The 22118-nt window shown below is 67.9% G+C and carries 24 protein-coding genes; 11 read left to right on the top strand and 13 right to left on the bottom strand.

Annotated features, from left to right (window positions below; translation table 11 throughout):
* Positions 1-38: 38 nt before the first annotated feature.
* A complete protein-coding gene (gene prmA, locus QP552_RS18840; RefSeq protein WP_010481075.1) occupies positions 39-959 on the bottom strand; it encodes a 50S ribosomal protein L11 methyltransferase in 921 nt (306 codons plus the stop codon).
* Positions 960-1123: 164 nt separating this feature from the next.
* Between prmA and QP552_RS18835 the strand changes: the two genes are divergently transcribed.
* Positions 1124-2089, top strand: coding sequence for a hypothetical protein (locus QP552_RS18835; protein ID WP_286075948.1), 966 nt, complete (start codon positions 1124-1126; stop codon positions 2087-2089).
* The gene (locus QP552_RS18830) at positions 2086-2460 is read left to right on the top strand and encodes a hypothetical protein (RefSeq protein ID WP_106551428.1); all 375 of its coding nucleotides are present in this window, start codon (positions 2086-2088) and stop codon (positions 2458-2460) included. Before QP552_RS18835 ends, QP552_RS18830 begins: the two co-directional genes overlap by 4 nt.
* A 141-nt stretch (positions 2461-2601) precedes the next feature.
* Here QP552_RS18830 and accC read toward each other — a convergent pair whose 3' ends face one another.
* The 5 genes from accC to QP552_RS18805 all read right to left on the bottom strand — a co-directional run bounded on the left by accC (position 2602) and on the right by QP552_RS18805 (position 6586).
* Positions 2602-3969, bottom strand: a complete 1368-nt coding sequence (gene accC, locus QP552_RS18825) for an acetyl-CoA carboxylase biotin carboxylase subunit (RefSeq protein ID WP_111197519.1) — start codon at positions 3967-3969, stop codon at positions 2602-2604.
* A 10-nt stretch (positions 3970-3979) separates the two neighbouring features.
* Positions 3980-4459, bottom strand: coding sequence for an acetyl-CoA carboxylase biotin carboxyl carrier protein (gene accB, locus QP552_RS18820; protein WP_010481080.1), 480 nt, complete (start codon positions 4457-4459; stop codon positions 3980-3982).
* A 53-nt stretch (positions 4460-4512) separates the two neighbouring features.
* Positions 4513-4938 carry a lysozyme inhibitor LprI family protein gene (locus QP552_RS18815; protein ID WP_111112984.1) on the bottom strand — a complete coding sequence of 142 codons (426 nt, stop codon included), beginning with the start codon at positions 4936-4938 and terminating at the stop codon, positions 4513-4515.
* Positions 4935-5384: a type II 3-dehydroquinate dehydratase gene (gene aroQ, locus QP552_RS18810; protein WP_111112985.1), complete on the bottom strand. Its 450-nt coding sequence runs from the start codon at positions 5382-5384 to the stop codon at positions 4935-4937. The genes QP552_RS18815 and aroQ overlap by 4 nt, the downstream gene beginning before the upstream one ends.
* Positions 5385-5857: 473 nt before the next feature.
* A complete protein-coding gene (locus tag QP552_RS18805) occupies positions 5858-6586 on the bottom strand; it encodes a DOPA 4,5-dioxygenase family protein (protein WP_286074350.1) in 729 nt (242 codons plus the stop codon).
* Positions 6587-6752: 166 nt separating this feature from the next.
* On the opposite strand from QP552_RS18805, the gene QP552_RS18800 reads away from it, so the two are divergent.
* Entirely contained in the window at positions 6753-7580 is an 828-nt protein-coding gene (locus QP552_RS18800) for an isocitrate lyase/phosphoenolpyruvate mutase family protein (protein WP_286074349.1), read from the top strand.
* Positions 7581-7762: 182 nt separating this feature from the next.
* Here the strand turns inward: QP552_RS18800 and QP552_RS18795 are convergent, their stop codons facing one another.
* The gene (locus QP552_RS18795) at positions 7763-8296 is read right to left on the bottom strand and encodes a hypothetical protein (RefSeq protein ID WP_111112988.1); all 534 of its coding nucleotides are present in this window, start codon (positions 8294-8296) and stop codon (positions 7763-7765) included.
* 126 nt (positions 8297-8422) lie between these two features.
* Between QP552_RS18795 and QP552_RS18790 the strand changes: the two genes are divergently transcribed.
* Positions 8423-9019: an NAD(P)H-dependent oxidoreductase gene (locus QP552_RS18790; protein ID WP_111112989.1), complete on the top strand. Its 597-nt coding sequence runs from the start codon at positions 8423-8425 to the stop codon at positions 9017-9019.
* A 16-nt stretch (positions 9020-9035) separates the two neighbouring features.
* Positions 9036-9629 (top strand): TetR/AcrR family transcriptional regulator, encoded by a 594-nt coding sequence (locus tag QP552_RS18785; RefSeq protein WP_286074348.1) that lies wholly within the window; start codon positions 9036-9038, stop codon positions 9627-9629.
* Positions 9630-9635: 6 nt separating this feature from the next.
* On the opposite strand, the gene QP552_RS18780 is transcribed toward QP552_RS18785, so the two are convergent.
* On the bottom strand, positions 9636-10430 hold the full coding sequence (locus QP552_RS18780; protein ID WP_286074347.1) for a D-alanyl-D-alanine carboxypeptidase family protein: 795 nt from the start codon (positions 10428-10430) through the stop codon (positions 9636-9638).
* A gap of 118 nt (positions 10431-10548) precedes the next feature.
* Between QP552_RS18780 and QP552_RS18775 the strand changes: the two genes are divergently transcribed.
* Positions 10549-12096, top strand: a complete 1548-nt coding sequence (locus tag QP552_RS18775) for an alkaline phosphatase (RefSeq protein WP_286074346.1) — start codon at positions 10549-10551, stop codon at positions 12094-12096.
* Here QP552_RS18775 and QP552_RS18770 read toward each other — a convergent pair.
* Positions 12093-12278 carry a hypothetical protein gene (locus tag QP552_RS18770; protein ID WP_286074345.1) on the bottom strand — a complete coding sequence of 62 codons (186 nt, stop codon included), beginning with the start codon at positions 12276-12278 and terminating at the stop codon, positions 12093-12095. The two genes, QP552_RS18775 and QP552_RS18770, sit on opposite strands and share 4 nt — an antisense overlap.
* A gap of 98 nt (positions 12279-12376) precedes the next feature.
* On the opposite strand from QP552_RS18770, the gene QP552_RS18765 reads away from it, so the two are divergent.
* Positions 12377-13276, top strand: a complete 900-nt coding sequence (locus tag QP552_RS18765) for a LysR substrate-binding domain-containing protein (protein ID WP_286074344.1) — start codon at positions 12377-12379, stop codon at positions 13274-13276.
* 60 nt (positions 13277-13336) lie between these two features.
* Here QP552_RS18765 and QP552_RS18760 read toward each other — a convergent pair whose 3' ends face one another.
* From QP552_RS18760 to QP552_RS18750, 3 genes are all read right to left on the bottom strand, one after another.
* Positions 13337-14053, bottom strand: a complete 717-nt coding sequence (locus QP552_RS18760) for an ABC transporter substrate-binding protein (protein WP_286074343.1) — start codon at positions 14051-14053, stop codon at positions 13337-13339.
* 61 nt (positions 14054-14114) lie between these two features.
* Positions 14115-15638, bottom strand: coding sequence for a carotenoid oxygenase family protein (locus QP552_RS18755; protein ID WP_286074342.1), 1524 nt, complete (start codon positions 15636-15638; stop codon positions 14115-14117).
* Positions 15639-15664: 26 nt separating this feature from the next.
* Positions 15665-16087 (bottom strand): DUF2141 domain-containing protein, encoded by a 423-nt coding sequence (locus tag QP552_RS18750; RefSeq protein WP_286074341.1) that lies wholly within the window; start codon positions 16085-16087, stop codon positions 15665-15667.
* 161 nt (positions 16088-16248) lie between these two features.
* Between QP552_RS18750 and QP552_RS18745 the strand changes: the two genes are divergently transcribed.
* The 3 genes from QP552_RS18745 to QP552_RS18735 are packed head-to-tail and all read left to right on the top strand — an operon-like array spanning position 16249 to position 18378.
* On the top strand, positions 16249-17349 hold the full coding sequence (locus QP552_RS18745) for a histidine kinase (protein ID WP_286074340.1): 1101 nt from the start codon (positions 16249-16251) through the stop codon (positions 17347-17349).
* Positions 17346-17984: a response regulator transcription factor gene (locus tag QP552_RS18740; protein WP_049429006.1), complete on the top strand. Its 639-nt coding sequence runs from the start codon at positions 17346-17348 to the stop codon at positions 17982-17984. Before QP552_RS18745 ends, QP552_RS18740 begins: the two co-directional genes overlap by 4 nt.
* Positions 17985-18006: 22 nt before the next feature.
* On the top strand, positions 18007-18378 hold the full coding sequence (locus QP552_RS18735) for a VOC family protein (RefSeq protein ID WP_286074339.1): 372 nt from the start codon (positions 18007-18009) through the stop codon (positions 18376-18378).
* Positions 18379-18443: 65 nt separating this feature from the next.
* Here the strand turns inward: QP552_RS18735 and QP552_RS18730 are convergent, their stop codons facing one another.
* A complete protein-coding gene (locus tag QP552_RS18730) occupies positions 18444-19283 on the bottom strand; it encodes an arylamine N-acetyltransferase (protein ID WP_111112998.1) in 840 nt (279 codons plus the stop codon).
* A gap of 204 nt (positions 19284-19487) precedes the next feature.
* Between QP552_RS18730 and QP552_RS18725 the strand changes: the two genes are divergently transcribed.
* Positions 19488-22028, top strand: a complete 2541-nt coding sequence (locus QP552_RS18725) for a methyl-accepting chemotaxis protein (RefSeq protein ID WP_286074337.1) — start codon at positions 19488-19490, stop codon at positions 22026-22028.
* The last annotated feature ends 90 nt before the right edge of the window (positions 22029-22118 follow it).

The following is a 22118-nucleotide window of genomic DNA, read 5'->3' as shown; positions in this document are numbered from 1 at the left end:
AGGGTGCGGGCTCGGATCCAGCAGTCATTCAACCACGATCAGGCGCGGCGCACGCCGGTGATGCGCATCCAGTCGCCATCCTGGGTGGCCTGCAGGTCATCGAACCATGCGGCATAGCGCTGCAGCAGTTCACCTTCCTGGCCGTGCAGGATGCCGGACAGGGCAATGCGGCCACCGGCAGCGACGCGCGCGGCCAGCAGCTCGGCCAACGCGTCCAGTGCCGAGGCAAGGATGTTGGCGACGACGATCGGGTAGGTGGCGACTGGTTCGTCCTGCGGCAGGTAGACGTGCATGCGCGCCTGCTCGCCGTTGCGCTCGGCATTGTCGGCGGTGGCGACCAGCGCCTGCGGATCGTTGTCCACGCCGATGGCCTCAGCGGCGCCCAGCTTCAGCGCGGCAAGCGCAAGGATGCCCGAGCCGCAACCGAAGTCGAGCACGCGCTGGCCCTGCAGCAGGCCATCGACTGCCAACTGGTCCAGCCAGCGCAGGCACAGTGCGGTGGTCGGGTGGGTGCCCGAACCGAACGCCAGGCCTGGGTCCAGCCGCACCACGGCGGCATCGGCGGCCTGCGCGGCATCGGGCAGTTCATGGTTCCACGGCACGATCCAGGTACGGCTGCCGAAGTCCATCGGCTGGAACTGGTCGATCCAGGCGCGTTCCCAGTCTTCATCCTCGACCGCGCGGAAGCTTCCGCTGCTCCAGTCCAGCTCCGGGTCGAAGGACTCCAGTGCGGCCAACAGCAGCAGCGCATTGCTGTCGGCCGGGAACAGCGCGCTCAGCACCAGGGTGTCCCACAGCGGGGTCTCGCCCACGCCCGGCTCGAGGATGGCCTGTTCGTTGCTGGTATCGGCCTCGGCATCAAGCAGCGTGACGGCCAGTGCGCCGACGTCCTCCAGCGCATTCTCATAGCGGGGCTGGGTAGCTTCGGTGCAACGCAGGGTCAGTTCCAGGAACGGCATGGCGGTGGGGGCAATCGCGGGAAAGGGGGCCATGCTAGACCATCGGAGCGTCTCCGTATTGCCTGAGATGCCGCTCGGAGATGAACGGAACCGGTTCAGACAGGCCTGTCGGGCCTTGTTAAACTTGGTGCTTTCCTGTGCGCCGTGAACGCTCACTGCCGCCAATGGCCTTTGCTCCGACCCTGAAAACCTGGTTGCTCGTGCTGCCGGCGGTGGCCGTGCTGGGCGTGGCCGGGTATCGGGCCAGCGGCCATGCCGGAACGGTGCCGGTGACCGCAGGCGAGCTGCCGACGGCCCGGGTTGCGGCGGACGATGCGGCGCCCCTGCCGGTTGTGCCGGAAGCGTTGGCGCGTCGCCTGGCTGCGTTCGAGCGCGGCAACGCGCTGCCTTCGGGCCTGCCGCTGGACCTGCGCGCGGACATCGAGGATGCGACCGATCTGTACGCCTACGCGCAGCGCCTGCGCGTGCAGGCCGACGACGGCAACCACGAAGCCCGCTGGATGCTCAGCCGGGTCTACGACTACTGCGCGCAGTACGCCATCGATCCGGGCGGTTATCGGTTGGACAACAATGTGCTGGCCGGGCTGGGCCTGACCGCTGCACCGGCGATGGTGCAGGCGCGCGAGCGCGTGGCGCAGCGCTGTGGCGGCTTCGTGCCGGGCGACAAGCTGGGGTCTGCGCTGGTGCTGGCCGAGCGTCGCAAGGCGGCCACGCAGGGCAACCTCGCAGCGGAAGCATCGCTGTTTGCCGAAGGCGAGCCGCTGCATGACAGCCCCGAGTACCGCCGTGACCTGGTCGAGCGGGTGCGTACATCGCGCGATCCGGAGGCCTTCATGGCCATTGCACCGGGCATGGGCGTGCGCGCGGCGGGGGACCAGGCGCTCACTGGCCTGGTGGCGGGAGAACAGCTCAGTGAACTGGCATGGCGGGTTGCGGCCTGCGAGCTCGGTCTACCGTGTGGTGCCGACAGTGTGCTGGTCAACAGTTTTTGTGCGAATGGAGGGATCTGTTCGCAGGATGGGACGCAGGATTTCCGGGATTTCGTGTATGACGCTGCGGTTTCGCGGCAAGGTGCGGGGAAAATGAAGCAGTGGATCAAGCGATTGGTTGGAAAGAGGGGCGGGCAATGAACTACCGTCGATTCCTGCATGGAGCCAAGTTCTGGTTCTGGGTGGCGCTGTTCGTGGCCTATTCGGCCGGCGCGGTCGGGCTGTTGATGATCGACACCTATGAAGATCGTTACCGGCATCTGTCAAAAGTGGAACTGACCACGGTGAAGGCGCAGGAAGATGTGCGCCGCGTGGGTGCCAGCCAGGTCGCTGCGGTCTATCGCGCGCAGAGCGGCATGCCGTTTGCTTCGTTGCCGGCAGGCAGTACCTTCCAGGTGGTATGGCCCGATGGGTCCACCGAGACGATGGTGATCGTCGACCCGAGCTCGCCCAATGGTGTTCGCCCGCTGGCGAATTCGCAGATCCCGGCCGAAGCTGCCGGCAAGCGCTGATGCCACACCGGTAGCGCCGGGCCATGCCCGGCGGGTGGACGGTGGCAATGGAAAGCCGCCGGGCATGGCCCGGCGCTACCGCAAGAACGCGAAAAGGGCGGGGATATCCCCGCCCTTTTCATGTCCAGCACCTGCTGCCGATCAGGTCAGTGCGATCGGCTTGTTCTTGCGCTCGGCAAGGCGCTTTTCCAGGTAATGGATGTTCTGGCCACCGGCCTGGAAGCCCTTGTCGCGCATGATCCGCTGCTGCAGGGCGATGTTGGTCTTGATGCCGTCGACCACCATCTCGCTCAGCGCCACCCGCATGCGGGCGATGGCGGTTTCGCGGTCCGGGCCGTGCACGATCAGCTTGCCGATCATCGAGTCGTAGTTCGACGGCACGCGGTAGCCACTGTAGATGTGGGTATCCACGCGCACGCCGGGGCCGCCCGGCGGATGGAAGCCGGTGATGGTGCCCGGGCTCGGCACGAAGGTCTCGGCGTCTTCGGCGTTGATGCGGCACTCGATCGCGTGGCCGGTCAGCACCACGTCGCTCTGCTTGATCGACAGCTTCTGGCCGGCGGCGATCTTCAGCTGCTCGGCCACCAGGTCGATGCCGGTGACCATTTCGGTGACCGGATGCTCCACCTGGATGCGGGTGTTCATCTCGATGAAGTAGAAGCGGCCGTCCTCGTACAGGAACTCGAAGGTGCCGGCGCCGCGGTAGCCGATGCGCACGCAGGCTTCGGTGCAGACCTTGCCGATCTGCTCGCGCTGTTCGGCGGTGATGCCCGGTGCCGGGGCTTCTTCCACCACCTTCTGGTGGCGGCGCTGCATCGAGCAGTCGCGCTCACCCAGGTGGATGGCGTTGCCCTGGCCGTCGGCCAGCACCTGGATTTCCACGTGGCGCGGATTCTCCAGGAACTTCTCCATGTAGACCTCGCCATTGCCGAACGCGGCCTTGGCCTCGCTCTTGGTGGTTTCGATCGAGGTCTTCAACGAGGCTTCGGCATGCACCACGCGCATGCCGCGACCGCCACCGCCACCGGCTGCCTTGATGATGACCGGGTAACCGATCTCACGGGCGATCTTGGTGTTGGCGACGATGTCCTCGCCCAGCGGGCCGCCCGAACCGGGCACGCACGGCACGCCGGCCGACTTCATCGCGCGGATGGCTTCGACCTTGTCGCCCATCATGCGGATGGTGTCGGCCTTGGGGCCGATGAAGATGAAACCGGACTCTTCCACGCGTTCGGCGAAGTCGGCGTTCTCCGACAGGAAGCCGTAACCCGGATGGATCGCCTGCGCGTCGGTGACTTCAGCAGCGGCGATCAGCGCCGGGATGTTGAGGTAGCTCTGCGGCGACGGCGCCGGGCCGATGCAGACCGACTCGTCGGCCATGGCCACGTGCTTGAGGTTGCGGTCGACCGTGGAATGCACGGCCACCGTGCGGATGCCGAGGGTGTGGCACGCGCGCAGGATGCGCAGCGCGATTTCCCCTCGGTTGGCGATGACGACTTTGTCGAGCATGGCGTGCCCCTCAGCCGATCACGAACAGCGGCTGGTCGAATTCCACCGGCTGGCCGTTCTCGCCGAGGATGGCGACGATGGTGCCGGACTTGTCGGCCTCGATCGGGTTGAACATCTTCATTGCTTCGATGATGGCCAGGGTCTCGCCTTCCTTGACCTGCTGGCCAACGGTGACGAAGGCCGGCTTGTCCGGGGCGGACGAAGCGTAGAAGGTGCCGACCATCGGCGAGCGCAGCACGTGGCCTTCCGGCAGCGCCGGGCCCGGCTTGGCGGTGCCGCCGGTGGAGGCTTCGGTCGGCGACTGCATCGGCATCGCCTGCGGTGCCGGGGCGGCCGGAGCGGCGTACACCGGGGCGGCGACCGGGGCGGCATAGCCGGCCACCGGGGCGCGCGACAGGCGCACCGACTCTTCGCCTTCCTTGATTTCGATTTCAGCCAGGTTCGACTCTTCCAGCAGGTCGATCAGCTTCTTGATTTTGCGGAGATCCATGGTGGCCTCTTTGCTCTTGATGTCAGTGTGGTGGGGAGCGCAGCGCGCTCGGGTCAAAGCAGTTCGTAGAACTCGCGCAGCTGACGCGTACGATCGCGCGCGAGGGTGATCAGGCAGCGCATCTGTGCGCCGTTGCGTGCCGTGCCATCGGAATTGAGGGCATAGACCGCGTTGCAGTCGTGGTCGCGCAGCTGCACCCAGGCGCGCTGCGCCAGCACCAGCTGCTGCTCGGCATCGCCGCAGTAACTGCAGCTGCCGCCTTTGGCCGGCGTGCGCAGTTGCTTGCGCGCCAGGGCGTATACGGTATTGAGTTCGGCGTCTGCGGCCGCGGCCACGTCCGAGGCGCACAGGTCGCTCTCCATCGTGGTGGTCGGATGCGCACAGTCGATGCCTTCGTCCTTGCGGTCGAATGCCGCGGCGGCACCGCACAGGCCGGCCCACAGCAGGATGCTGGCAAGCACGTGCGGCAGCACCTTCACGCGACGGCCGCCTGTACGCGCAGCAGCGCCGCATCCATCGCGTAGCGATAGCTGTCGGCACCGAAACCACACACCACGCCCACCGCCTTGTCACTGAAGTAGCTGTGCTGGCGGAACGGTTCGCGGGTATGCGGATTGGACAGGTGGATCTCGATGAACGGCACCGCCACCGCCGCCAGCGCGTCACGCAGGGCCACCGAGGTGTGGGTGAAGGCGGCGGGGTTGATCAGGATGAAAGCGGTTCCGTCGTTGCGCGCAGCCTGCACGCGATCCACCAGCACATGCTCGGCGTTGGACTGCAGGCTCTCCACGGCGTGCCCGGCGGCGGCGGCCTGCGCGGCCAGCGCCTGGTCGATGTCGGCCAGCGTGGTATGGCCGTACACCTCCGGCTCGCGGGTGCCGAGCAGGTTGAGGTTGGGGCCGTGCAGGACCAGCAGCTTCGCCATGGGATCCGGAAGACGGGAAAGGGCGGCAGTCTGGCGGAACCGGCGGATGCTGTCCAGTTCGGCGAAGTTTGCTGCGTTTCAATCGTTTGTTTGAAATCTGCCGAAGCGCTTGTGGCCCTATGCGGGGCGGCAGATCAAGGCGCGCTGAACGCCGTCCGGGCGGGGGATGCGTGCACGTAGGCCGACGATGGCGGCAGGAGCCTTGCCGGGGTTGCCGCGCCATGCGTGGATGGGGGCCACTGGTAGATCCACGCCATGCGTGGATGATGGGCCACCGGTCGGTAGACCCACGCGATGCGTGGATGACAGGCCGCAGTTCGGTAGATCCACGCCATGCGTGGATGAAGGAAGTTCGGTGCGCAGCAAGCTACGCACCCACCGGAAGGGCGGCCCAAGGTGCGCAGCAAGCTACGCACCCACCGGAGGGGCGGCCCAAGGTGCGCAGCAAGCTACGCACCCACCGGAAAGGCGGGTCACGTCTCCAGCGGCACCGTCGGCACCACATTCGGGAACACTTCTTCCAATGCCTCCAGCTCGCCCGGCTTGGGCACCGGCCAGTTGTAGGCGTTCACCGGCTGCGCGCGGTTCACCCACAGGGCGTAGTACAGATGGTCGGCGCGGCCATCGCCGGTGTTGGGGTGGATCAGGATGGTCAGCCCCAGGCTGTTGAGCTGCAGCCACGGCACCAGCACCGGCAGCAGGTCGTTGTTGAAGCCGAAGTAGAACGACGGTGTTACATGCGGGCCGCGCGGCTCCAGGTTCCAGTTGCCCAGTTCCACCGGGAAACGTTCGGCCGCCCAGCGCCGCAGCAGGGCGGCCTTCTCGAAGCTGTCTTCATCGAAGTAGATATGTGCGTGATAGCTCTTGATGTCGGTATAGGCGCGCGGGGTGGTGGGCAGCGTGGCTTCGCCGGGGCGCACGCTGGCTGGCCGCGGGGTGGGTTCGCTGGCCGTGGCCTGGCCCCAGGGACTGCGCCCCTTCGGCGCCGGCGGCACGATGGCACGGAAGCCGGGACGGCCGGGCTCGGTGGTGTTCGCTGCAACGCCGCCATGGGGCGATGCGGAGGCTGTCGAGGCACTGGCCAGGCCTCCGGCGGCCAGCCCGGCCGAGGCGATCAGGCGCCGCCGTGCCGGCGAGAGCAGGTCGGCCCAGTGGGCGTCATCGTCGCCGTCATCGATGAGGATATGCGGGTCAGGCTGCATGAAGGGCTCCGTGGCGGCAGGTGTGGGCAAGCACGCACGCTCGGGTAGTGTGGCCGGTGGCGTCCAATAAGCAGGCAGCATCACCTCATGCAAGGCCGGCTTGGATGCCATTGAGCGCGACCGCACGGCGGGCTACGGTGCAGGTCTGCCGCCCCGGAGCCCTGCCATGACCTCGCCCGATGCCGACACACAGCAAAAGCGTGCGTCTTTCCGCCAGCTGCACGCGCAGGGGTGCTTCGTGCTGCCCAATCCGTGGGACGTGGGCAGTGCGCGCTACCTGCAGCGGCAGGGCTTCCTGGCATTGGCCACCACCAGTGCCGGCTGCGCCTGGAGCGAAGGGCGACCGGACGGCGCGGTCTCACTGCAGGCCACCTTGGAGCACCTGAGGCTGATGGCGGCGGCGACAGCACTTCCATTGAATGCCGATTTCGGTGATGGCTTCGGCGCCACGCCGCAGGCGGTGGGGGAGGCGGTGGCCGCGGCGATCGATACCGGCATCGCGGCGCTGTCGATCGAGGACGCCAGTGGCGTGGCCGATGCACCGCTGCGCCCGATCGACCAGGCGGTCGAACGCCTGCGTGCGGCGCGTGCGGCCATCGACCGTGCGGGTGGCGAGGTGCTGCTGGTCGGCCGTGCCGAGAACTTCTTCGTGGGTGTGCCCGACCTGCAGGACACGCTGCAGCGCCTGCGCGCCTATGCCGAAGCCGGTGCCGATGTGCTGTATGCACCTGGCATCAGCACGCGCGAGCAGATCAGCGCGGTGGTTGCCGCTGCGGGGTCGAAGCCGGTGAACCTGCTGGTCGGTGGACCGACACCGATGCGCCTGCAGGACATCGCCGCGCTTGGCGTGCGCCGGGTCAGCCTGGGGGGGGCGCTGGCGCGCGCCGCGTGGGGAGGTTTGATGCAGGCGACACAGCCGATCGTGCACGACGGCCGTTTCGACGGCCTGCAGCAGGCGGCCTCGGGCGCGGCATTGAACGCGTTGTTCCGCTAGCGGACAGTAGATCCACGCCATGCGTGGATGGGAGGCCATCGGTAGATCCACGCCATGCGTGGATGCAGGATGCCCGGTGCGCAGCAAGCTACGCACCCACCGAGGAGCAGCGCCCGCATGCCGATGGATCCACGCCATGCGTGGGTGGATGCGCCGGAGAGTACCGTCGCCCTGCAAGTGCGCTACAGCGTTTCCACTCCGCCCTTGGGCAGGATCACGCCCGGTTCCAGTGCCGGCAACAGCTGCCGGAGCATCGCTGGATTGTCGATCAGCCCGGCGCCATCAAGGTAGCGCCACTGCGAAGTGCCGACGTGGCGCACAGCGACCATGAACGAGGTGCTGCGGATAGCGGTTTCGCGCACACGCAGCAGTGACTGCCGCGGTACGAAGCAGACTTCTTCGTCACCGGCGGCATAGGTGCGGCCGGGTACTCCGGCCTCGTCACTGATGATGACGACGCCAGCCTTGTGCAATGCCTTGACGGTATCGCGGGTCGACCGGGCGTAGGTCTCATCGCCACCGGCCAGACGTTTCAGGCTGGGATGTGTGCGGGCGATGATCAGCTCGGCATCGCCCTTGGCGAATGCGGTCAACATCGCCTGTACGTCCTGGCGCAGGCCGGCCGATTCGGCCGCGGTGAGCTCGCCGGCCAGGGCAGGCGGTGCCGTCGTGGCCAGCAACAGGTACATCAATGAAGCAAGCAGGTATCGGCGCATCGTCGGGCATCTCACGGGCAACCTCGGCACTATACGGGGTGCGAAAACAGCGTCCCACCGGTGGCGCTGGTATCCCGGGAATTGATACTTACCATTGGTAGGTAGTGAATTCCGGAACGTCCCCGCATGCATAGCCTCATCGTCACCGCCCATCCCGAACCCGGTTCGCTCACCCACGCCATCGCCCAGCGCATCAGCGAGGCCATCGCTGCGACCGATGCCGGCAACACCGTGGCCCACGCCGACCTGATGGCCGAGGGCTTCGACCCGCGCTTCACCGCGCAGGACCAGGCGCTGTTCCGTGGCACCGGCGCGGTGCCGGCCGATGTGGCCGCCGAGCATGCACGGCTGGGCGCCACCGACACGCTGGTGCTGGTCTATCCGCTGTACTGGTGGTCGTTCCCCGCGCTGCTGAAGGGATGGATCGATCGCGTGTTCACCCAGGGCTGGGCCTACCAGGACGGCGCCGATGGCAAGGTGCAGAAGAAGCTGCAGCGCCTGCGCGTGCACCTGGTCGGCGTCGGTGGTGCGGGCGCGGAGATGATCGAACGGCGTGGCTATGGTGCCGCAATGAAGGCGCAGATCGACATGGGCATCTTCGACTACTGCGGTGCACGCGTATTGTCATCGCAACTGCTGCTCGACGCCGATAGTGGCGCCGCGCAGGCTCACCTGCAGACCGCGGTGGAAATCGGCCGTAAAATCGGTACTCCGATGAACTGATCGCCGTGTTCCGCCGATGCCTGCCAACGTCGCTCCCACGCGCCGCCGCCTGACCCGAGAGCAACGCGCCCGCCAGCTGCTGGAGGTGGCTTGGACGCTGGTCGGCGAGGAGGGCACCGATGCGTTGACGCTGGGGCGGCTGGCCGAAGCGGCGGGCGTGACCAAGCCGGTGGCCTACGACCACTTCGTGACCCGCAACGGTCTGCTGGCCGCGCTCTACGATGACTACGACGGACGGCAGACGGTGGTCTTCCACGAGCGTATCGGCCGCGCCAGGGCACAGCTGGCTGATCGTGCGGCCGCCATCGCCTCCGGTTACATCGACTGCATCCTCAGCCAGGGCAGTGAAGTGCAGGGCATCCTCGCCGCGCTGGTGGGCGCGCCGGAGCTGCATGAGGTGCGCCGGCGCTACCAGCAGGACTTCATCGACAACTGCGACGCCTGGCTGGGCCCGTTCGCCGCTGACGGCTCGGTGCCGCTGGCGGGGCGTTGGGCGATTCTCGGTGCAGCCGAAGCCCTGTCCGAAGCTGTGGTTGCCGGGGCGCTGGACAAGGGTGACGCCGAAGCCGAATTGCAGCGCCTGATCGTGGCTACGGTCAAGCGCCGCTGATCGGCCTCAGGCATCGATGGCGGTGCCGGCCAGCGCAGCGAAACCGTCGGCCAACAACTCACGTACCCGTGCATCGCGTGCCTCGCGGCTTTCAGAACCCAGGGTCACGGTGATCAGCCGCACAGGCTGCGCACGCCCGGGTACCGGCCGGCACGCGGTCGCCGCCAGGCAGAAGCCTGCAGCCCGGGTATAGCCGGTCTTCAATCCATCCACGCCGTCATCGCCCAGCAGGGCGTTCTGGTTGTTGCGGCTGAAGCTGCCATGTTCAAACGCGCGCTGCGCGGTGATCGCCAGGATCTGCGGATGATCGTTCAGCAGGCAGGCGGCCAGCACCGCCATGTCACGCGCACTGGACGCATGATGCGGCGTGGTGATGCCGGACACGCTGGCGAACCACGTGCTGCGAAGGCCCAGCTGGCGCGCGTGCTGGTTCATGCGTTCCAGGAATGCAGGCTGCGATCCGCCCAGATGGCGTGCCATGGCCAGTGCCGCGTCATTGCCGGAGACGATCATCAGGCCTTCCAGCAGACGCCCCAGGGTGACGGTCTCTCCGGGGACAAGCCCCATGCGCGTTTCGTCGTCGGCCACGGCATGCACATCGTCGTCAGCGATGGTGATCGTTTCGTCCCACGAGTGGCCGTACTCCCCGACGCATGCATAGGCCGCGTAGGCGGTCATCAGCTTGGTCAGCGACGCCGGCTGTCGTGCGATGTCGGCGTTGTGCTGGTGGATCACCGTGAGGGTTGCCGCATCGAGGGTGATGGACGAGAGCGGGTCGCGCGCGGAGGTGGGAGACGGCATGCATGCGGCGATGGCGAAGGAGGCATGCAGGATAGTCCGCGGCGGCTGCATGAAGCTGCAATATTGAAACGATATAACGTACCGTAATTTCGGCCGCCCATGGCCTGGGGACTGTTCAATGACTGCACGTACGCCACGCCGCTGGCTCCATTCCTCGCTGCTGCTTGCGCTGGCCGGGCTTGGCGGCTGCCAGCCCGCTCTGCGTGCCGAGGCCGTTCCTTCCGGTGACGTCCGTCCGTACAACGTGATCGTGATGATCAATGACGGCGCGGGTTGGGGTACCTGGGATGCCGCTGCCTACTGGCAGTACGGCAGCCGCGAAGGCGCCCCCTATGCGGATTTCCCGCAGCGCCTGGCGGTCACCACGTTCCCGTTGAACGCCAGCAGCCAGCCGACCGGCGACAACGCGCAGACCCTCGGCTACGACGCGGGCAAGGCCTGGGATACCGAGCCGGTGCCGGCGCAGGACCTGCCGTTCGCCGGCTACCAGTACCTGGCCGCGGTGGCGACCGACAGCGCCGCAGCAGGCACGGCGCTGTCTTCGGGCATCAAGACCTACAACAACGCCATCAATGTGGACAACGATGGCAACGCTGTTGAATTCAACACGCTGCGCGCCAAGCGCCTGGGCATGGCCACCGGCGTGGTCACCTCGGTGCCGTTCGCGCACGCCACGCCCGCTGCGTTTGCGGCGCAGAACGCATCGCGTAACAACTACCACGCCATCGCCCACCAGATGCTGTCGCAGGGTCACATGGACCTGGTGATGGGCACCGGTGGCCCGGGGTACAGCGTCGATGGCCACGCCTGCGACGAGGGCAGGGGTGCCGCGAAGGCCGAGGGCTGCGCGAATCCGTGGGAATGGGTGTCGCAGCAGGATTGGCGGCAGCTGGAAGCGGGCAGCACGATCGGCGCAAACCCGGCTGGCCCGTGGCGCCTGATCCGCAGCAAGGAGGAGTTCGCCGCACTGGCGCAGGGCCGGCTGCCGGCTGATCGTCCGTTGATCGGCGTGCCGCGTGTGGCCAATACGCTGCAGCAGGCACGCCAGCTGCAGGTGCTGGGCAAGGACGCGAGCACCCCTTCCGGCGTGCGGAAGATCGACAGCGTGCCTGACCTGGCGACGATGACCCGTGGCGCGCTGCAGTTCCTGCAGCAGCGTTCCTCCCGCGGCCTGTTCCTGATGGTGGAAGGCGGTGCCACCGACTGGGCTGCCCATACCAGTGCCTGCGGTACCGAATGGCACTACGGCCAATGCACTGACCAGCCGCAGTACGGCCGCCTGATCGAGGAAACCGTGGAGTTCAACGACGCGGTGGCGGCGGTGATCGACTGGGTCGAACGCAACGGCGGCTGGGAACACAACCTGCTGATCGTCACCACCGACCACGACAACAGCATGCCGATGGGCCCGGACGCGCAGACCGTGGCCTTCCAGCCGGTACGCAACAACGGCCGTGGACGCATGCCGGGAATCAGCTTCCGTCCCACCGGTAACCACTCCAACGCGCTGGTGCCGTTGTGGGCCAAGGGCGCGGGGTCGGAGCTGCTGGGCCAGCGCGTGCGGGGCGTCGATGCCGGCTACCGCCAGCATGTGCGCTGGAACGACGGCAGCTACATCGACAACACCGATGTCGCGTCGGCCGTGCAGCAAGCGCTGCAACGCTAGGGTCGTGCCGGCCGCTGGCCGGCAGCTGCGGGATGCTTGGCCGGCGAGATTGTCGCCCAGCGGCCGGCACTACCAGGGGTGCCGCTGAGCGACGGCGTCGGGGAAGGGCTGGCCAGCTGGCGCGCCAGCTCGGCGCTGGCCACGTGGCCGTGCAGGAACAACAAGCCGCCGAAGATGTTCATGAGCGTGCCTCCACTTGAGTGGATTGCACGATACGGGCAGCATGGGGTGGCAAAAAGCGACATTTCCGCAAGGTGGCCTTGAGAAGGATTCAAGTCTGATGTCCCGTCCGCCCCTCCACGCACTGCAGGGCTTCGTGGCTGCTGCCCGCCTCGGCAACCTGTCGCGCGCAGCTGCGTCGATGAACCTCACCGTCAGTGCGCTGAGCCATCAGATGCGCCAGCTGGAGGAGCGCCTCGGGCAGCCGTTGCTGATCCGGCAGGCACGTGGTGTCACCCTCACTCTGGAGGGGCAGCGCCTGCTCGACCAGGTTGGCCCGCACCTGGATGCGATCAACGAGGCGTTCCAACCCTATGCGGCGCGCGCCGAGCACGTACTGACGATCAGCGCGGTGCCGTCGATGGCCTCGGCCTGGCTGGTGCCGCGCTTGGGGCATTTCGTCGCCGCGCACCCGCAGATCGAGATCAACCTGCAATCCAGTGAACGCCTGGTCGACTTCGAGCGCCAGCGGCAGTTCGACGCGGCACTGCGGCTGGGCACCGGAAACTGGCCGGGGCTGGTGGTGGAGCCGCTGTTCGACGAGTGGCTGTTGCCGATGGCCAGCCCCGCGTTGATCGAGCGCATGGGCGGTATCGACCGCGTACCGCTGGACCAATGGCCGCTGCTCGGTGACCCGGACGGGGCGTGGGGGGCTTGGTTTGCGTTGAGTGGGCAGAGGCCGCCGTCGCGCTTCGTGGCGGTGCTGGATGATTCGGAGGCACACCACAGGGCCGCACTGGACGGGGTGGGCGTGGCGCTTGGGCGGGTCACCCGTGCGCGCCTGCTGCTGGACTCCGGCCAGCTGGTCGCGCTGTCCAGCCAGCGCCTGAAGACCGACTGGCCGCACTGGCTGGTGTACCCGCAGCGCTCGGCCCGCCATCGCGGCTTCCTTGCTTTCCGCGACTGGCTGCACGCGCAGGCCGCCGAGCATGTGCGGCACATGGCAGACGCGCATCTGTAGCGTCGCGCCATGCTCGACTGGTCTTTCGAAGAAGCAGTCGAGCATGGCTCGACGCTACAGTCACCGCACCAGCGTGACCGCCTGCCCGGCACGGGCGAACGCTTCGCCCAGCAACGGTCCGGCCTTGATCGCATCCACTTCCTCGAACAGCGCCCGCAGCGCATCGGCGGGTCGCGAGGCCGGTGCGGCCACCGCCTGCTGGATGGCGGTGAAGCGATCGGGCAGCACGCGATGGCCGGGATGCGCCTGCGCCCAAGCCGCCAATGGCTGGCGCACGCCGGCGGCCGCATCCAGGTGCTGCTGGTCGAACAGGTCGATCGCCGCCGCAGACGTGTCCGCACGCTCGATCGTGGCGTGGCGAAGCTCCCGGCTCAGGAACAGGTCGTAGGCTGCGCCACGGCCGACCGCGATGCGCAGGCCGTCGCGGTCAAGATCGCCCACCTGCTGCGCCGGGCTGTCCTCGCGCACCAGATAAGTGCCTTCGATTTCCACATAGGGCGCGCTGAAGGCGATGCGGTCGGCGCGCGCGGGATCGATCGCCAGGAAGGCCAGGTCCCAGGCATCTTCGGCGGCCGCAGTAACCACCGAGGCCGCTGCGTCGTGGCAGGTGAAGCGGGCCTGCACGCCCAAGCGCTGCGCCAATGCGGTGGCCAGTTCCAGCGACGGCCCGCGCGGTGAGCGTGCATCGCCCTGTGCCAGCACGGGATTACCGAGGTTGATCGCCACGCGCAGGAAGCCCTGTGGTGCCAGCGCACTTCGATGGTCGGCCAGGGACATGCAGGGCTCCGCAGGAAGGGGAGCCCCAGCATGCCAGCGCCGGTGTCCGCGCGGCGTGGAATCAGCCGCGCGCGGCGAACGTGCCGTGGAAGCCCAGCGGCACCGCGTAGGGCAGCCATGCCTGTGCCAGCGGGCCGTCGTCCAGGTGGCGCGCATCCAGCACCGCCAGGCCGCTGCGCTTGTTCACCGGATCGAGCAGGGTGCCGATCAACCAGCCGTCGTCGGCGTTGCGGCTGCCCGGGCGCGGTACGAAGACGTGCTCCTCGGCCATGATGTCCGGCCCGTAGTGCCACAGCTGGCGACGCCCGCGCTCGATATCGAATGCAGCCACTGCGTTGAAGTACGGCGCCGTGGCCGGGCCATCGATGGTCGGCGCGTACAGGCGCGCCCCCCGGGTGTTGGCCGAACGCGGATCGAACAGCGGGAACTCCACCGCGCTGATGCCCAGGGTTTCCCAGCGAGCCTGTCCGCGGCGCAGGTCCAGGTGCAACTCGACCAGGCTGGCGCCACTGTTCGCAGCGTGCGCGCCGTCCCCGGCCATCGCTTCCTTCATTGGCGAGCGCGCTTCGCTGATGTCGTCGTGGCGCACCGCGCGCAGCACGATGCCGCCGTCGCGGTTGAAGGCATCGCCGAAGTGATAGATCGCCGCGAATGGTGCCTGGAACCATTGCGCCTTGTCCGGCGCATCCTTGGCGACCACTGCGATGCGCGCGGGGCGCTGCGGTGCGAACTGCATGCGCTCGAAGAAGCTGCCGCCGGTGCCGCTGAAGTCGAACGGCATCAGCACGAACACCAGGTGCTGCTCGGTCATCGCAAAGGCATGCAGGTAGCCATGTTCCGGCGTTTCAATCACATTGGCACCGCGCAGCTGGCCGTCCTTGCCGATGTGCCAGACCAGCAGGCCGTGGCCTCCCATCAGGCTGATCGAACCGAAGTTCCACACGCTGCCATCGCGGTCCGGCAGCGGATGCGCGGAGAACGGTAGCGCGGCCAGATCCGGGCGCCAGGTGACCGGCCCGAGGGTCTGCAGCGAATCGGGGTCCACTTCGAACGCCGAGCCGGACTCGCACAGCGCGAACAGCCGGCCATTGATCATCGTCACCGAGGTGTTGGCCACGTTGGCGTCATCGTTGTTGCGCACCGCCAGGGCACCGGGGACGCTTGTGCCGGCCGCCGGGTACTGGAAGCGGCCGGCCTTCTTTTCACGGCTGAACTTCGGCGTGGCCACCATGCGGCCGTGGTGGGTCAGGCTGCCATCGCCGTTGAAGCGCCAGCCATGCACCATGCCGTCGCCGTCGAACCAGTGGTCGTAGCGGAAGCCATCGCGCTCGGTCCAGGCCGGGCCATTGCGGTACAGCGTTCCGGCGAGGCCGGCCGGCAGCCGGCCCTGCAGCTGCACGGTGGCCGGGCCGAGGCTCTCGCTGGTGACGCCGCGCCAGCCCAGCAGCCACGGGTGCTCCTGCAGGCCCTGCGCGAAACGGGCCGGGTCACCGGCGAAGGCGGGCGCGCTGCGCAGTGCGGTGGTGCCCAGGGCCAGGCAGGCGCTACTGCTGAGCAGGGTACGGAGGAAGCGGCGACGGTCCATGGTGGCCTCGGGTCTGGATGCAGGAATCAGCGCAGGGTGATGTCGATGGCAGCGCCGGCAGCCGGCACGTCGACGCGTGCCTCGTCGAAGGTCGGCTTGCGCATCACCTGCGGGTTGTTGCTGAAGCCATAGCCTTCCACCGGCATGCCGACCAGGTTGGTGTCGAGCTTGCCGTTGTCGTTCTCGTCGTGGGTGAGCAGTACGGCATAACGGCCGGCCGGCAGGTTCTTGAATGTGAAGTGGGCGCTGTCGCCGCTGGGCGTCACCTGCTGCGCCTGCACCGGCTTGGCCTTGCCGTCCCAGGCGGCAGCGCTGTCGACCAGTGCAACGCGCAGGGTGCCGGTCTGCACGCGGACATCGTGTACGGTCACTGCCAGATCGGCAGCGTGGGCACCACTGGCCAGGGCCAGGGCAGTCAGGGCGGTGCTGAGCAGGGCGGTGCGGATCATGGCGGTGGCTCCGGAGGTGGGTGGTGTGTTGCGGTGTGGAGCCAGTCTGCGCGGGGCGCGTTGGTGGGTTCAGGGCCAGTGGTCATCGATCCGACGTGCCAGAAGTCACTTTCTGCGTTGGACCCATTGCCGGTTGCTGCCGCGGCCGTCAGCATCAGGTCATGCCCAGCCTGTTCCGCCACCTGTTGCGTCCCCTCAGCCTCGCCGGCCTGGTCACCGTGCTGGTGGTGGGCCTGTCATTCGGCGTGCAGGGCGCCGGTGCCGGCCTCAGCCAGGCGTCGCTTGGCGCGTTCCTGCTGCTGTTCGTGGTGCACGGATGGGCGGCAATGCCGATCCGCGTGCGTGCACTGGCCGCGGTGCTGCAGGCCGTGCTGGCGATCACACTGGTTGCCCTGCAGCCGCGCACCGGAACCGCGCCGGTACTGCTGGTGGTGCTGGTGGCGCAGCTGGCCGAGCATTGGCCACCGCGCTTCGTGCTGGGTGTTGCACTGCTGGCCAACCTCGCCATGTATCTCGTGCTGCGCCACAGTGGTTTCACCCAGCCGTTGCTGGTGGTGCTGCTGTATGGCGGCTTCCAGGCATTTGCCGCACTGACCGCACACTACGCGCGCAGCACTGCGTTGGCCCGCGATGACCTGGCCCGCGTCAATGCCGATCTTCTGGCGACACGTGCACTGCTGGCCGACAGTGCACGCGATGCCGAGCGCCTGCGCCTGGCCCGCGAACTGCACGATGTGGCCGGGCACAAGCTCACCGCGATGCGCTTGAACCTGCGCGCCCTTGCGGCCGACCCTGTGCTGGCCGGGCGCGAAGGACTGGTGCTGGCCGAGCAGCTGTCCGGCGAGTTGCTGGCCGACATCCGCCAGGTGGTGCAATCGATGCGCGATGATCGCGGCCTCGATCTGGCCACTGCGCTGCACGCGCTGGCCGCGCCGTTCCCGCGCCCGAAGCTGCAGCTGCAGATCGGCGAGAGCGTGCGCGTGGCTGACCCGCTGATGGCAGAGACTGTGCTGCGCCTGGTACAGGAAGCGCTGACCAATGCCGCCCGGCATGGCAACGCAGACACCGTATGGCTGACGATCAACGAAGAGGATTCCCGGTTGCGTATCGACATCCGTGATGACGGCCAGCGCGCCGAGCGCATCCGCGAGGGCAACGGCATCGCCGGCATGCGTGAGCGCCTGGCCGCAGTGCGCGGCCAGCTGGAACTGGCCCGCACCGCACAGGGTGGCATGCACCTGACCGCGTGGGTGCCGGCATGAGCGGCGGCGCGATCCGTGTTGCCCTGGCCGACGACCAGGCGCTGGTCCGTGCCGGCCTGCGCGCGCTGTTGCAGGGGCTGGGCGTGGAGGTGGTGCTGGAGGCCGAAGACGGCCAGGCGCTGCTGGATGCGCTGGCCACCCAGCCGGTGGACGTGGTGCTCAGTGACATCCGCATGCCCGGGATGGACGGCATCGAAGCGCTGCGCCAGCTGCGTGCACGCGGTGACGCCACCCCGCTGCTGCTGCTGACCACCTTCGATGAAAGTGATCTGCTGCTGCGCGCCAGCGAGGCAGGAGCGCAGGGATTCCTGCTCAAGGACGCAGCACCGGCCGACCTGCGCGAGGCGATCGAGCGCGTTGCCACCGGTGAGACCCTGCTGCTGCCGGTCAGCACCGAGCCGGTACGCGCCCGCTACCGCTTCCATGATGAAGCGCCGCCCACCGATACCTTCGGTGAGCGCGAAGTAGCGATCCTGCGCCTGCTGGCCGGTGGCTACAGCAACAAGGAGATCGCGCGCAGCCTGTTCCTGGCCGAGGGCACGGTGAAGAACTATGTCTCGGCCATCCTCGACAAGCTCGGCACCCGCGACCGCACCCGCGCGGTGCTGAAGGCGATTACCCTGCGCATCATCTGAGCTGCCGGCACCAGGAAAAAGCATGAACCCGATCCTGCACGTTGAAATCCCCGCCAGTGACCTGGCCCGTGCCATCGCGTTCTACCAGCAATGGCTGCGGGTGGACGTGGATGCGCCGATCCTGCTGCATGACTGCCAGATGGCGTACCTGCCGTTTTCGGATGACGCGGAGGGTGCCAGCATGGCGCTGGTGCAAGGTGCGGACTACCGGCCCTCCGAGCAGGGCGCGCGCATCTATATCGGCGTGGATGATCTGGATGCCAGCCTCTCGCGCGCGCTGCAGGCAGGTGCCGAACTGCGCTTCGGTCCGGCCGATGCCGGCGACTGGCGCGTGGCCGAGATCCGCGACAGTGAAGGCAACCGCATCGCGCTGCAGGCCCGGGCAGTTCTGTAGAGCCGGGCCCACGCTCGGCTGCTGTTGGCCCAGCCGCCCAAGCTCAGCCGAGCATGGGCTCGGCTCTACAGGGTCGCGGCACGCGAGCGCTGCAGCCAATCGTTGATCGCCGGGTCCAGTCGCGGGTCGTCGGGCAGTTGCATGCCGAAACGCTGCTGCAGCACCTCGCGGACATCGCCGACATCGTGCAGCGGGCGCTTGTCCGGCGCCTGCCCGGGGCGGTACTCGGTGTAGTTGCCGCTGCCGATGGTGCGGCGCCAGTCGGGCCCGGTCAGCGAGGCGCGCAGCTGGCCCGGAAAGCTGGAATCGGGGTGGGTGCATACGTACCAGTTGCCCACCACGTTGTCGATCGGTGCAGGTGCCTGCAGATCGAAGCGGTACATCGCCCGCCAGCCGTCGCTGGATTCGGCTGACAGCACGAAGTCGCCCTGCTCGGGCAGGCGCTGCAGCAGATAGCGCTCATGCGGCGTGACCTGCGGCTGCGCATCGTGCAGGCACAGCGGCACGGTCGGGGTCAGGCTGCCGAAACCGGCATCCACCAGCCAATCATCGCCCTCCACATGCACGCGCAGCAGCAGGTGGGTCCGTGCAGTCAGCTCGCCGTCCTGTGCGGCCAGCAGGACGCGCGCACTCAGCGGCTGCGCATCGAAGCCCAGTGCCTGCAGCAGGGCCAGCAGTCCGCCATTGAGTTCGAAGCAGTAGCCACCCCGGCGCTCGTCGAGCAGCTTGCGCTGCACGCTGTCCAGGTCGATCGGCACCGCGTCGCGCAGCAGGCAGCTGAGCGTCTCGAATGGCAGCAGCGCGTTGTGGCGCTGCTGCAGCAGGGTCAGTCCGTCCAGCGTCAGCGGTGGTGGCGCATCCAGCTGCAGGCGTTGCAGATAGCGGGGGACATCGAGCGTGGTCATGGCGGCACCGGTCGGGGGAGGGAGGTCCACTGTGCTCCCCCAACCGGGGTTGAGGTCAAGCGCGGCGGCGATGTCATCCCCCCGTCGCCTGTGCCCGGTACAAAGGCCGCGTCCGTCAGCGATCGGCGTGGGCGAACGAAAAAAATCCCTAAAGTTGCGTCAGATCCGGCCGATACAGGTGCGTCCTTCCGCCTGGAGTCTGTCATGTCGGCCGTTGTCCCCCACCTCAGGTCCCTGCGCGCGCGCCTTGGCACGTTGCGCTCGGCGTCCCCCGGCCTGCTGCGCTGGCTGCAGCCGCATCGGCTCAGCGTGGCCAACAAGCTCAAGGCGACCCTGTGGGTCTGTGGGCTTGGCCTGGTCGCGATCGCTGCCGTCTACGCCTGGACCGGCCACGCCAGCGCACAGGCTGCACGCAGCCAGGCCAGCTACCAGCGCGGCAGCGATCTGGCTGCGAGCCTGGCCACGCGGGTGGCCGAAGCGCGCCGCCTGCAGACCCAGTATGCACGCAGTTTCGATGATGCCGACCGCAACCAGTTGCTGGTGACCCAGAAAGCCCTGCAGGCCGATCTGCAGGCGCTGCGTGCGATGCCGATGGATGCCAGCCGGCGCAAGGCCCTGCAGGCGCTGACCGAGGCCGCTGACGCGTTCTCGCAGGGTGTGGTGGCGCTGTTCGAACGTGTCGATGAAATGGGTCGCGGCGACGCTGGCCTTGCCGCGCAGCTGCAGCAGGCGGCCGATGCCCTGCAGACCCAGGTGGACGCCCAGCAGCGGCCGTCGCTGGCGCTGTCCCTGCAGAAGATGCGCCGTCAGGAGGCGCTGTTGCTGCTCGATGGTGATTCCACGCACGCCGATCGTGCGAGCGAAGAAAAACTGCCATTCGATCTGGCGCTGGCTGGTCTGCCTGCCGATGTGCAGGACGCCCTGCGCAGCGGAATGGAGGGCTACCAGGTCGCGTTGCTGGGCTACACCGCCGCGCGTGTCGGGCTGGATGTGGAAGCACAGTCACTGCTGGAAACCGCCGCTGGCGTGGCACCGGCGCTGGCCGCATTCCAGCAGGCACAGGTCGCGGCGCTGGCCAGTGCACAGGCACGCCAGCAGGCCGGCGCACGCGCCATGAGCGTGCTGTTCGCACTCACGCTGCTGCTGGTTGCCGGTGTATTGATCACCAGCCTGGTGCTGGTCCTGCGCGCGGTGCGCCAGCCGATCCAGGACACCCTGCGTTTCGCCAGCGACATCGCTGACGACCGCCTGGACACCACCCTGCGCGTCTACAACGCCAACGACGAGATCGGCCTGCTGGCCCAGCGCCTGGTCGACATGCAGCAGCGCCTGCGCGCGCGCATTGAGACCGAGCGGGCGGTGGCGCGCGGCAACACCCGCGTGCGCCAGGCATTGGACAGCGCGCAGACCGGCCTGATGGTGATCGATGCGGAAGGGCAGGTTGCCTACGCCAACCCGGCACTGCTGCTGCAGCTCGAGCGCCAGGTCGAAGAGCTGGTGGGCAGCGACGCGGTGCGCCTGCATCCAGCGCTGGGCAGCCTGGTCAGCGTGCGCCAGCGCGAGGAGCGCGAGATCGGCCATGCAGGGGTGCGCTACCAGCTGATTGCCAACGCCATCATCGACGAAGGCCAGTTCCTTGGCGTGGCGGTGGAATGGCGCAGCCGTGCGCTGGAAACCCTGTTGGAAACCGAAGTGGCCGCGCTGGTCGACGCCGCCGCTCACGGTGACCTGCATGGGCGCATCGCGCTGGAGGGCAAGCAGGGCTTCGTGCGCACGCTGTCGACCAGCATCAATCGCCTGCTGGCGACCTTTGAAACCAATCTCGGCGACCTGCAGGCACTGCTTGCCGCGCTGGCCCGCGGTGACCTCAGCGTGCGCATGGAGGGTGAACTGCAGGGGGTGTTCGCGCGCATGCGCGACGATGCCAATGCGACGGTCGCGCAGCTGGGCCGCATCGTCACCCGCATCCAGCATGCTACCGCCAGCCTCGATACCGGTGTTGGCGAGATCGTCGCCGGCCATCACGACCTGTCGCAGCGCACCGAACAACAGGCAGCCAACCTGGAAGAGACCGCCGCATCGATGCATGAGCTGACCGACACCGTCGGCCGCAACGCGGATGCCGCAGGGCGTGCGGACGCGCTGGTCAAGGGTGCCGCTGCGGTGGCACAGCGCGGTGGTGAGGCGGTGGGCCAGGTGGTGGCGACCATGCAGGGCATCAGCGAGGCGTCGCGCCGGATCGGCGATATCACCCAGCTGATTGATGGCATCGCGTTCCAGACCAACATCCTTGCGCTCAACGCGGCCGTGGAGGCGGCACGTGCGGGCGAGCAGGGCCGCAGCTTTGCCGTGGTGGCGGCAGAAGTACGCCTGCTGGCCCAGCGCAGTGCCGAGGCGGCGAAGCAGATCAAGGGATTGATCGAGGATTCGGTGGCGCGGGTCGGGCAAGGCAACCAGCAGGCCGAGCAGGCGGGCACCACCATGGGCGAGATCGTTGGCAGCGTGCAGCAGCTGGCCGAGCTGCTGGCCGGTATCCGCAGTGCATCGCAGGACCAGCATGCCGGCATCGCGCAGGTGAACCAGACCATCGTGCAGATGGAAGCCAGCACCCAGCGCAACGCCAGCCTGGTGGAAGAAGCCGGTGCCTCCACCGCGCAGATGCAGGCGCAGGTACACACGCTGGCCGAAGCGGTGGGCGCGTTCCGGCTGCAGCCGGAACAGCGGGCGGCACGCGCGGCGGCCTAGGCGGTGCTGTTCCGTGGGCCGGCGGGGAATCAGCCGAGTGCAGGCTCGGCTCTACATCATCGGGTCCGGGAAACACTGTAGAGCCGAGCC

The sequence above is a fragment of the Stenotrophomonas sp. 59 genome (assembly GCF_030291095.1).
GTDB lineage: Bacteria > Pseudomonadota > Gammaproteobacteria > Xanthomonadales > Xanthomonadaceae > Stenotrophomonas > Stenotrophomonas maltophilia_Q.
Note: the sequence above shows the minus strand (reverse complement) of the source record. Positions and strands in the feature narration are given on the sequence as shown.

Bases quoted from the DNA above. Each gene is read 5' to 3' on its own strand.
- prmA (WP_010481075.1), bottom strand. From the start codon at position 959: ATGCCGTTCCTGGAACTGACCCTGCGTTGCACCGAAGCTACCCAGCCC.
- QP552_RS18835 (WP_286075948.1), top strand. From the start codon at position 1,124: ATGGCCTTTGCTCCGACCCTGAAAACCTGGTTGCTCGTGCTGCCGGCG.
- QP552_RS18830 (WP_106551428.1), top strand. From the start codon at position 2,086: ATGAACTACCGTCGATTCCTGCATGGAGCCAAGTTCTGGTTCTGGGTG.
- accC (WP_111197519.1), bottom strand. From the start codon at position 3,969: ATGCTCGACAAAGTCGTCATCGCCAACCGAGGGGAAATCGCGCTGCGC.
- accB (WP_010481080.1), bottom strand. From the start codon at position 4,459: ATGGATCTCCGCAAAATCAAGAAGCTGATCGACCTGCTGGAAGAGTCG.
- aroQ (WP_111112985.1), bottom strand. From the start codon at position 5,384: ATGGCGAAGCTGCTGGTCCTGCACGGCCCCAACCTCAACCTGCTCGGC.
- QP552_RS18805 (WP_286074350.1), bottom strand. From the start codon at position 6,586: ATGCAGCCTGACCCGCATATCCTCATCGATGACGGCGACGATGACGCC.
- QP552_RS18800 (WP_286074349.1), top strand. From the start codon at position 6,753: ATGACCTCGCCCGATGCCGACACACAGCAAAAGCGTGCGTCTTTCCGC.
- QP552_RS18795 (WP_111112988.1), bottom strand. From the start codon at position 8,296: ATGCGCCGATACCTGCTTGCTTCATTGATGTACCTGTTGCTGGCCACG.
- QP552_RS18790 (WP_111112989.1), top strand. From the start codon at position 8,423: ATGCATAGCCTCATCGTCACCGCCCATCCCGAACCCGGTTCGCTCACC.
- QP552_RS18785 (WP_286074348.1), top strand. From the start codon at position 9,036: ATGCCTGCCAACGTCGCTCCCACGCGCCGCCGCCTGACCCGAGAGCAA.
- QP552_RS18780 (WP_286074347.1), bottom strand. From the start codon at position 10,430: ATGCCGTCTCCCACCTCCGCGCGCGACCCGCTCTCGTCCATCACCCTC.
- QP552_RS18775 (WP_286074346.1), top strand. From the start codon at position 10,549: ATGACTGCACGTACGCCACGCCGCTGGCTCCATTCCTCGCTGCTGCTT.
- QP552_RS18770 (WP_286074345.1), bottom strand. From the start codon at position 12,278: ATGAACATCTTCGGCGGCTTGTTGTTCCTGCACGGCCACGTGGCCAGC.
- QP552_RS18765 (WP_286074344.1), top strand. From the start codon at position 12,377: ATGTCCCGTCCGCCCCTCCACGCACTGCAGGGCTTCGTGGCTGCTGCC.
- QP552_RS18760 (WP_286074343.1), bottom strand. From the start codon at position 14,053: ATGTCCCTGGCCGACCATCGAAGTGCGCTGGCACCACAGGGCTTCCTG.
- QP552_RS18755 (WP_286074342.1), bottom strand. From the start codon at position 15,638: ATGGACCGTCGCCGCTTCCTCCGTACCCTGCTCAGCAGTAGCGCCTGC.
- QP552_RS18750 (WP_286074341.1), bottom strand. From the start codon at position 16,087: ATGATCCGCACCGCCCTGCTCAGCACCGCCCTGACTGCCCTGGCCCTG.
- QP552_RS18745 (WP_286074340.1), top strand. From the start codon at position 16,249: ATGCCCAGCCTGTTCCGCCACCTGTTGCGTCCCCTCAGCCTCGCCGGC.
- QP552_RS18740 (WP_049429006.1), top strand. From the start codon at position 17,346: ATGAGCGGCGGCGCGATCCGTGTTGCCCTGGCCGACGACCAGGCGCTG.
- QP552_RS18735 (WP_286074339.1), top strand. From the start codon at position 18,007: ATGAACCCGATCCTGCACGTTGAAATCCCCGCCAGTGACCTGGCCCGT.
- QP552_RS18730 (WP_111112998.1), bottom strand. From the start codon at position 19,283: ATGACCACGCTCGATGTCCCCCGCTATCTGCAACGCCTGCAGCTGGAT.
- QP552_RS18725 (WP_286074337.1), top strand. From the start codon at position 19,488: ATGTCGGCCGTTGTCCCCCACCTCAGGTCCCTGCGCGCGCGCCTTGGC.